The sequence below is a fragment of the Thermoanaerobaculia bacterium genome (assembly GCA_035260525.1).
GTDB lineage: Bacteria > Acidobacteriota > Thermoanaerobaculia > UBA5066 > DATFVB01 > DATFVB01.
Map to the genome: position 1 here is coordinate 1 of DATFVB010000301.1, position 8,579 is coordinate 8,579.

The window sequence follows — 8,579 nt, forward strand, 5'->3', positions numbered from 1 at the left end:
CTTAACGTACGCCTCGGTACGCCGCGCCCGCGGGCCGGCTCGCCCGAACCCGTCTTCCAACCCCTCTGGCCGCGCCTAGGAATGATTTTGAGTCCAAAAGCCGCCGGGCTCGCGCCTCGCCGCGCCGTCAGGTGATTCCAGCGGACGCCGACGCGGGACTCCTGACGGAATGACTCGCGACTCCCGGCGGGCCGGCTCGCCCGAACCCGTCTTCCAACCCCTCTGGCCGCGCCTGAGAATCGCGTTCCCGTTGCGAGCCGCCAGTGGCGCACGAGTCGCACTCGGCCACCGCTAGGGTCCAGTGAATTCGCTGCGGTTAACGGTGAGGCGCGGCGAGGCGCGAGCGAGACGGGATGCGGGTCGGCCGCGGCGTCCCGACGCGTACTGAGAACGTACGTTGAGGGCGACGCGGGCGGCACGCGCCCGTGTGCCGTCGCACTGCGTGCTCGGCGATTGACGCGCTCGGCGCTTCGCGCCGGCCGCTACGCGGCCGGTACGTCGCGGAGCGACGGACCGCGCTGAATTCCGGCTCGATGCATCGTCCGCGCTAGCCTTTCCAGCTGGCGCGGTTCTCCGGGCCCTCCCAAACGACGACTTCCACGACTCGCGCGGGCGCGACCGCGCCGGAGGACGCGATCCGCTCCGCGAAGTGGCGCGCGATGTTCTCGGCCGACGTGTTGCGGCCGGCGAACGCCGGATGGTCGTTGACGTTTCGGTAGTCGAGCTCGGCGGCGATTCCTTTCACCAGCTCCCTCGCCCCCACGAAATCGACGGCGAGGTCGTCGGGATCGAGGCTCGCCGCTTCGAGCACGACTTCGACGCGGTAGGAATGGCCGTGGAGCGGCTCCGGCTGGCCGCGGTAGTGGATCAGGAAGTGCGCGGCTTCGAAGCGGGCTTCGACGGTGACTCGGAACGGCATGAGGTCACCCGGCGAGCAACGTCGCCTCGCGCGTGATCGGCAGAGCGGTGATCTCTTCGGGCGAGAGCGCGAAGAGTTGCTCGACGACCTTTCGCGGGGTGGCGGTCTCTCCCGACGACGCGTCGAGGTTCACCTCGAACCGCAGGCGCTCGCCGGAAGGATCGACGGCGAGCGAGCGCAGCGCCGGCGCGAGCGCTCGGGCGCCGTTGTCCGCCACCGAACGGGCGCGTGCGTGGAGCGAGGGACCGAGGACGACCGAGTACGCGGCGCCGCGAATCGCCTTCGAGAGCGGGGGAGCGCCGGGCGCGAGCGCTTCGACGGCCGTCACGCGGATCCCCGGAGGAAGGCGGTCGCTGATTCGCGCGGCGGCGTCGGCCGGCAGCGCCGCCGTGGTCTCGAGGTCGAGCACCTCCGACCGCGACTCGAGCCCGAGCGCGAGCGCGGGCCCCATCGACAGACGCATGCGGGGGTTGAAGCCCTCCGAGTAGGCCGCGGGCATCCCTGCCGCGCGGATCCCGCGCTCGAAGGCGTCCATCGTGTTCCGGTGGGAGAGATATCGGGCGTCGCCGAGCTTCTCGAACGTCAGCCGGTAGCGCATCCGCGGGCGCGGGTCGGACCCGAAGCCCGGACGCCGGCGCGGCGCCGACGCGACGTCGGGCATCGACTTCTGCCGGTAGGCGGCTCCCTTGGCCGTGTCCGTGTAGGCCGCGGGAAGAGACCCGTTCCCGGCGGCCGCCGGAAGGGCGTCCGGCCTCGCGGCGCCGGCGTCCGCGACGGCCGCCGGCGAGGCGGCGATGGACGCCGCCGGCGAGGCGGCAACCGGAAGCATCGCTCCCATCGGCTTCGCGAGCACGGTGTCCTCGCCGTTGCCCGGCACGCCGCAGGCGTAGCAGTGCCCCCACTTGCAGTCCTCGGTCTCGTGCTCCCGCAGAGCCTTGATCCGCTCGATCTTCAGGAACTTCTTCGTCACGGCCGCGTCGATGACGTCCCACGGCAGGATTTCGTCGACCGCGTATTCGCGCAGGTAACGATCCGGAGAGAGGCCGACCGCGGCGAAAGCCTCGTGCCAGAGGTCGTGGCGGAAGTGCTCGCTCCAGCCGTCGAATTTCACGCCGCGCTTCCACGCCTCGAGGATCACCTCTCCCATCCGCCGGTCGCCGCGCGAGAGCACGCACTCGATCTCGGCCTCGGCCGGCGCGTGGCTCTTCATCTTCGCTCCGCGCACGCTCCGGAACCTGTCCTGGAGATACCGGACCTTCTCGCGGAGCTTCTCCGCTCCGTCGAAGGCGGACCACTGGAACGGAGTCCAGGACTTCGGCACGAACGAGCCGACGGAGACGTTGACGTTCTTGCGCCCGTGGCGTCGTCCCTGCGCGAGGATGTCCCGGACGAGCGTCACGAGCTCGTCTAAGTCCGCCTCGGTCTCGGTCGGCAGTCCGATCATCGTGTAGACCTTGATCAGGTCCCAGCCGCGCGAGAATGCGGCGTCGGCGGCCTTGACCATGTCGGCGTTCGTGAACGTCTTGTTGATGACGCGGCGCAGCCGGTCGGAGCCCGTTTCCGGCGCGAACGTGAACCCGGACTTGCGGACCTCGGAGACCGCGTCGGCGAGACCGACGGAGAACGCCTCGGCGCGCAGCGACGGGAGCGAGATCGACACCCTCTGCTCGGCGAGCTGGGGCGCCAGACACGAGACGAGCGGTTCGATCTGCGAGTAGTCGGCCGTCGAGAGCGACAGCAGCCCGACCTCGGACCAGCCCGTCTCCTGGATGAAGCGTTTCGTCATCGCGGCGGCGTCGCCGGGGTCGAGCTCGCGCACGGGCCGGTACCAGTAGCCCGCCTGGCAGAACCGGCATCCCTGGGTGCAGCCGCGCATGATCTCGAGCCCGAGGCGGTCCTGCACGATGTCGACGGACGGGACGACCGGCTTCTCGGGATAGTGATCGGGAGAGAGGCGCTCGATCCACACGCGGCGGGCGCGCTCCGGGACTCCCGGCCGGTTGGGGGAGATCGCGGCGATCGTCCCGTCCTCGCGGTAGGCGACGTCGTAGAGAGACGGCACGTAGAAACCGGGGACGCGGGCGAGGCTCTCGAGGAACGCGGCGCGCGGCTCGCCCGCGCTCTTCGCCGCTTCGAGCCGCTCGAGGAAGAGAGGCAGCGCCTCTTCGGCGTCGCCGATCAGGAAGACGTCGAAGAAGATCGCGAGCGGCTCGGGATTGGCCGTGCACGGGCCGCCGCCGATGACGATCGGGTCTTCCGGGCGCCGGTCGCGCTGGAGAAGCGGGATCCTCGCGAGGTCGAGCATGTTCACGACGTTCGAGTAGTTGACCTCGGCCTGGAGCGAGAAGCCGAGCGCGTCGAAGTCGGCGGCGGGCGAGAAGGACTCGACCGTGAAGAGCGGGATGCCGTTCTCGCGCATCTTCGCCTCGAAGTCGGTCCACGGCGCGTAGACGCGCTCGCACGCCCACGCGGTCCGGCGGTTGACGATCTCGTAGAGGATCTTCAGCCCCGTGTGCGACATCCCGATCTCGTAGGTGTCGGGGAAGGCGAGCGCGAGCGTCGCGGACGCGGCGGCGAGGTCCTTGCGCACGGCGTTGCGCTCGAGGCCGATGTATCGGCCCGGCCGCTCGACGAACGGGAGCAGGGGATCGATTTTCGGCCGCACCGAGACGAAGCGCATTACCGGGACCCTCCGTAGAATCTGTGATCTTACATGACCGGACGCGAACGTCGGGCCGGCAAGCCTACCGGGCGTCGGACAGCGTCAGCCGGTAGGCGTTGGTCAGGTATTTGGCCATCTGGTCCCTCGACACGGCGCCGGCCGGGCCGTAATCGCCGTTCGAGAACCCGTCCACGATCCCCTTGGACCAGATGAAGTAGACGTACCGGCAGTCCGGATTCGCGTCCGAGACGTCCGGGAACGCGTTGGGCTTTCCGTCCGTGCAGTCGTAGGAGCGGCCGGTCGCGGCACTGGAGGCGCTGGAGGGAACGTTCGAGTCGCCGCCGGCCAGGTCGCGCGCGAGGAAGACGGCCATCGTCGCCCGCGTGATGTCGACGGCGGGGCAGAAGCTCGACGAGAACTGCGCCGCATCGCTGCACCCGTACGTCATGCCGTGGGCGGCGATGTAATGGATGCTCCTGCAGAATCCGCTCGCCGGCGACACGTCCGTGAACAGCGATTGTCCGCCGCTCTCGCAGTCATACTTCCCGAGGCCGGGAACGCTTCCGGACGTCGGGATCGCCGGGTCGCTCCCGGCGTGCGCGCGGGCGATGAAGGCGGACATCTGGTCTCTCCGCGTCGAGGCCGAAGGCCCGTAGACCCCCGCGCTGAATCCGGTCGTGATCCCGTGGTGGAAGATCGTTTCGATGTACGGATAGAAACCTCTCGAGGGGGGAACGTCGCTGAAGCTGTCGCCGACGTGGAGGGTCCAGGTGTGGACCTCTCCCGTGTTCAGCGTTTCCTGGACGAGAGCGTCCCAATGCGCCGCGGGACGGCTCGACGCGGAGATGCGGACCTGGTACGCGCTCGATCCGCAGGACCGCGTCTCGGCGGCGGGGATGTTGCCGTAGGACGCCGATGCATCCGTGATCGCGTAAGTCTCTCCGCCGTCGTTCGGACCCGAAAAGCCCGCCAGCGATCCGCTGACGCCGTCGATCGCGCCGGCCGTCGTGTTCGTCCACATCGGCGTCACCGACGCGGTTTCGTTCGGCTCGAGCACGCCGTTCGGCTCGGAGGTCGACGGGGGATACGGCGAAACCCCCTCGACGAGGAACGAGGCGGGCGTCAGGGCGCAGGCGCCGCACGACGTCGTCCCGGCCGAGACGTGCGTGCTGTCGCCGCTCGTGACCCGATTCGCGTTGTTCGCCCCCGGGTCCGTGGTCGTGCGGACCGCGAAATAGTAGGCGCTCGACGGGTCGAGCCCGGTGACCGTCATCTCGCTCGTGCTCTTGTCCTCGGTCGAGCCGAACAGCGCGAAAGGGCCTCCGCTCGCCGTCGAGATCCAGACGTCGTACGCCCCGGCGTCGGCCGTGTAGGCAATCGGCGTCCAGGAAAGCCGCACGGCGTTGTTCGTCGGGAAGCCCGCGGAGACGCCGGCCGGCGGGATCGTCTGCGTCGACTGCCAGTCTCCCCCCTCCTGTTTTCCGTCGAGAAACGACGTGAGCGACGCGCTCGTGCTGTACAGGCCGTTGTAACGGAAGTCGCTTCCTCCGTCGGCGAGGCTCGTCAGCCCCGGGAGCGACGAAGGAAGGGACCCGACGAGGACGTTTCCCGCGCAGAGGAGGTTGCGGAGCGTCTTCGCGTTTCCCACGGTCGAAGGAATCGGACCGGAGAGAGAGTTGTAGTCGAGGTCCAGCGTTTCGAGGGCGGTGCCGGTGACGTCGGGAAACGGTCCCGTCAGCGCGTTGTTGGAGAGAAGGAGGATCCGGAGATTCGGGAGGTTCGCGAGGCTCGGGACCGATCCGCCGAAATCGTTGGCGTAGAGCTCGCAATCGGAAAGCTGCGTCAGTCCGGAGAAGCTCGGAATCGGCCCGGAGAGCCGATTGGTGTCGAGCGCGATGTACTGGAGCTGCGTCATCGCCGAGAGGCTCGGCACGGGACCGGTCAGGGCGTTCGTGTCGAGGTCGAGGACCTGGAGGCTCGTGAGGCTCGCGAGCGACGGAATCGATCCGGTCAGCTGGTTGCTGTTCAGCTCGAGCGAGGTGAGCGACGAGAGCCCGTCGAGGCTCGGGATCGAACCGGTCAGGGAATTCGCGTACAACTCGAGGATCCGGAGCTGCGTGAGGCTGGAGACCGTCGGAATCGTGCCGGTGAGGCGGTTGTTCGAGAGAATGCCGTATCGCAGGGCGGACAGCGGGGCGAGGGCAGGGAGAGGGCCCGCGAGGTTGTTCGAGTCGAGATTCAGCGTGGTGACGTGTCCGCCTGCGGCGTCGCATTGAACGCCGTACCAGGAGCACTCGGTGCCGGCCGGGCCGCCCCAGCCGGTGCGGTGCGTCCAGCCGGGTCCGTTCGTCGAGGAATAGAGATCGAGGAGAACCTGTCGTTCGGTCGCCGGAATCGCTGCGCTCGCGATCGATGCGGCCCCGAGGGCCGCGACGGCGAGCGCCGGAAGAAGGCGGGATCTCATCGCTCCGGATTCGAACGATCCGGCGACGCGTCACCGCGACGGGACGCGGGAACATCGAAAACCGGTCCTTGCATCCGCCGCACGCCGTGCAAATTTCCTGCCCTGTTCGCGCGCTTCGGAGGGTGAAGCTCCGAGCTGCGGAAATCGCTTCGCGATGAGACTTCGCACGCGCGTGCTCGTCGATCGGCGCGCCGGCGCTGGTGCGCCGCCGCTTCGCGGCGGACCCGTCGCAAGGCGACGGACCGCGCTGGATACCGCGCAGCGAGGTCGCGAAGGTTCTCAGTCTTGGTCGGGTCCCGCAGCGGTCGAGGGCACCTGGAGCCGCGAGCAAAGCGAGCTTCCGAATGCCCTCTCCCGTGGGGAGAGGATGCCGCGTACCCGCGGCAGGTGTCGCCGGTCGTCCGCGCAGGAGCCCGAGCCGCGAAGGACGCCGCGCGAAGGAAACTTGGTGCTCGCGACCCGAGCTCCGCGAGCGTCGCGACGGTGCCGAAGCTTTCGACGGGCCCTGGAGCGGTTGAGGGCACCTGCCCGAGCCGCGGAGGACACATCGCGGAAAGTCTCCGCGAAGTAACCGAGCGGAGGAGGTCCGCGATGTGGGAGGCCGCGCGGTTCCAGCGGAGCGCGGCGCGCGGCCGACGGAAAATGGTGCACCCGGAGGAATGGCCTGGCGCACTGGCGTGCTTGGCGATTCCTCTGGTTGGGGAACATTGCGGTGTGAGAATGCCCATGCCGGTTGGGGAGGGGGCTTGGGGGATGCTTCCCCCAGGTTGGATGTCCAAAACTATCGCGGCGGAGCCGCGATCCGCGGAGCGTCCGAGCGGATGCGAGGTTGCGCGAGGCGTCTGCGAGCGAAGCGAAGCAGGTTTTGGTGCACCCGGAGGAATGGCCTGGCGCACTGGCGTGCTTGGCGATTCCTCCTCAGGGTCTTCGCTCGGCGGAGGGATTGGCTCTTAGCGTGGGCGTTCTCGGCGTAATTGGTGCACCCGGAGGAATTCGAATCCCCAACCTTCTGATCCGTAGTCAGATGCTCTATCCAATTGAGCTACGGGTGCAGGGGCGCGCAGATTAGCGAAATTCGGGGGGATTTTCAATTGCGGCCAAAAAGAAAAGGCGCGGACGAACCGCGCCTCTTCGACCGCCCGCGAACGGAGTTACTTTTTGGGGCCCAGGATCGCGTCCTTGGCCGCCTTCGCGACGCGGAACTTCACGACGCGCTTCGCCGCGATCTTGATCGGCTCGCCCGTCGCGGGATTCCGGCCCATCCGCGCCTTCCGGTTGACGAGGACCATCTTTCCCAGTCCGGGGATCGTGAACGAGTTCTTCGCTTCCTTGTGAGCGAGAGCGGCGAGCTCCTCGAGGAACTGGGTCGACACTCTCTTCGTGACCCCGGTCTTCTTCGCGAGATGATCGGCGATCTGGGATTTGGTCATCGCTTTGGCCATTGAATCCTTCCTTTCATTTACGCCACCCTGTCTTTGGAAGCAGCGTTTTTCAAGCTTTCACAACGGACGGAAAACTTTTCCCTGCCGCCGTCTTGATTTCGAGGGAATCTAGCGCGGAGAATGGCGAAACGCAAGGGATTCTTGAAAAAATAGAGGAAAAAGCGAGGATTTGCCGTGTCCAGAATTATTTCTGAGTCGATGGCGGACGACGACGAACGATGGATGCGCGAAGCGCTTCGTCTCGCGGCGCGGGCATCGGATCGCGGCGAGGTGCCCGTCGGAGCCGTGGTCGTGCGAGGCGGACGCGTGCTCGGCCGCGGCTCGAACCGCCGGGAATCGGCCGCGGATCCGACCCACCACGCCGAGATCGAGGCGATCCGGAAGGCGGCGGCGCGCGCGGGGAACTGGCGGCTGGACGGGTGCTCGCTGTACGTCACTCTCGAGCCGTGCGCGATGTGCGCGGGCGCGTGCGTCAACGCGCGGATCGCGAGGATCGTCTACGGCTGCGCCGATCCGAAGGCGGGCTATGTCGCTACGCTCGGAGCGATCGCGAGCGATTCGCGGCTGAATCACCGCTGCGCGCTCTCCGGAGGCGTGCTCGGGGAAGAATCGGCGGAGCTGCTCCGGCGGTTCTTTCGGGAGAGGCGGGGGAAGGGGGCCGCGAAGGCCCCGAAGCCGGAGGCGAAGCCCGGGAAGAAGAGGATATAGATACTCCTTGCCGGCTGCGCCGGCTTGCCGCTTCGCGGCGCCTCCGCCAAAGCCCTCTGCTTCGCTCCGAGGCTTCGCGCACGCCCGTGCGCGCGGTATGCGCCGGCAAGTTGGGGAGGGGGCTTGGGGGGTGCCTCCCCCAGGTTAGATGCTCGCCGACATCGTTCGCCCCGAGTCGGGCGAACGATGCCGAGCATCGAAGATGCGAGTCAAACTGTCGCGGGCAAAGCCCGCGACGCGCGAAGCGCCTCGGCTTCGAGTTCTCTGATCCGGAAGGTTCGGGAGGGATATATCGGATCGCGTCAGGGCCGTCGCTTCGAGGGGGGCCGCACGCGGCACATGAAACTTCCGATCCTTGGGGCCCTCGGCAGTGCGATCCTCAGA

At 68.0% G+C, this 8,579-nt stretch carries 5 protein-coding genes and 1 tRNA gene; 1 reads left to right on the forward strand and 5 read right to left on the reverse strand.

Annotation, left to right across the window (positions count from 1 at the left end; all coding sequences use genetic code 11):
* Positions 1–547 precede the first annotated feature (547 nt).
* The 5 genes from VKH46_14425 to VKH46_14445 all read right to left on the reverse strand — a co-directional run bounded on the left by VKH46_14425 (position 548) and on the right by VKH46_14445 (position 7,487).
* Positions 548–919, reverse strand: coding sequence for a 6-carboxytetrahydropterin synthase (locus VKH46_14425; GenBank protein ID HKB72041.1), 372 nt, complete (start codon positions 917–919; stop codon positions 548–550).
* A 4-nt stretch (positions 920–923) separates the two neighbouring features.
* Positions 924–3,599, reverse strand: a complete 2,676-nt coding sequence (locus VKH46_14430; protein HKB72042.1) for a TIGR03960 family B12-binding radical SAM protein — start codon at positions 3,597–3,599, stop codon at positions 924–926.
* A gap of 64 nt (positions 3,600–3,663) precedes the next feature.
* Positions 3,664–6,045 (reverse strand): S-layer homology domain-containing protein, encoded by a 2,382-nt coding sequence (locus tag VKH46_14435; GenBank protein ID HKB72043.1) that lies wholly within the window; start codon positions 6,043–6,045, stop codon positions 3,664–3,666.
* Positions 6,046–7,020: 975 nt separating this feature from the next.
* Positions 7,021–7,097 (reverse strand) — tRNA-Arg (locus VKH46_14440).
* 99 nt (positions 7,098–7,196) lie between these two features.
* Entirely contained in the window at positions 7,197–7,487 is a 291-nt protein-coding gene (locus VKH46_14445) for an HU family DNA-binding protein (protein HKB72044.1), read from the reverse strand.
* 198 nt (positions 7,488–7,685) lie between these two features.
* Between VKH46_14445 and tadA the strand changes: the two genes are divergently transcribed.
* Entirely contained in the window at positions 7,686–8,195 is a 510-nt protein-coding gene (gene tadA, locus VKH46_14450; protein HKB72045.1) for a tRNA adenosine(34) deaminase TadA, read from the forward strand.
* Positions 8,196–8,579 lie beyond the last annotated feature (384 nt).

What these genes read in the sequence shown, in the direction of transcription:
- VKH46_14425 (HKB72041.1), bottom strand. Translation starts at nt 919, where the DNA reads ATGCCGTTCCGAGTCACCGTCGAAGCCCGCTTCGAAGCCGCGCACTTC.
- VKH46_14430 (HKB72042.1), bottom strand. Translation starts at nt 3,599, where the DNA reads ATGCGCTTCGTCTCGGTGCGGCCGAAAATCGATCCCCTGCTCCCGTTC.
- VKH46_14435 (HKB72043.1), bottom strand. Translation starts at nt 6,045, where the DNA reads ATGAGATCCCGCCTTCTTCCGGCGCTCGCCGTCGCGGCCCTCGGGGCC.
- VKH46_14445 (HKB72044.1), bottom strand. Translation starts at nt 7,487, where the DNA reads ATGGCCAAAGCGATGACCAAATCCCAGATCGCCGATCATCTCGCGAAG.
- tadA (HKB72045.1), top strand. Translation starts at nt 7,686, where the DNA reads ATGGCGGACGACGACGAACGATGGATGCGCGAAGCGCTTCGTCTCGCG.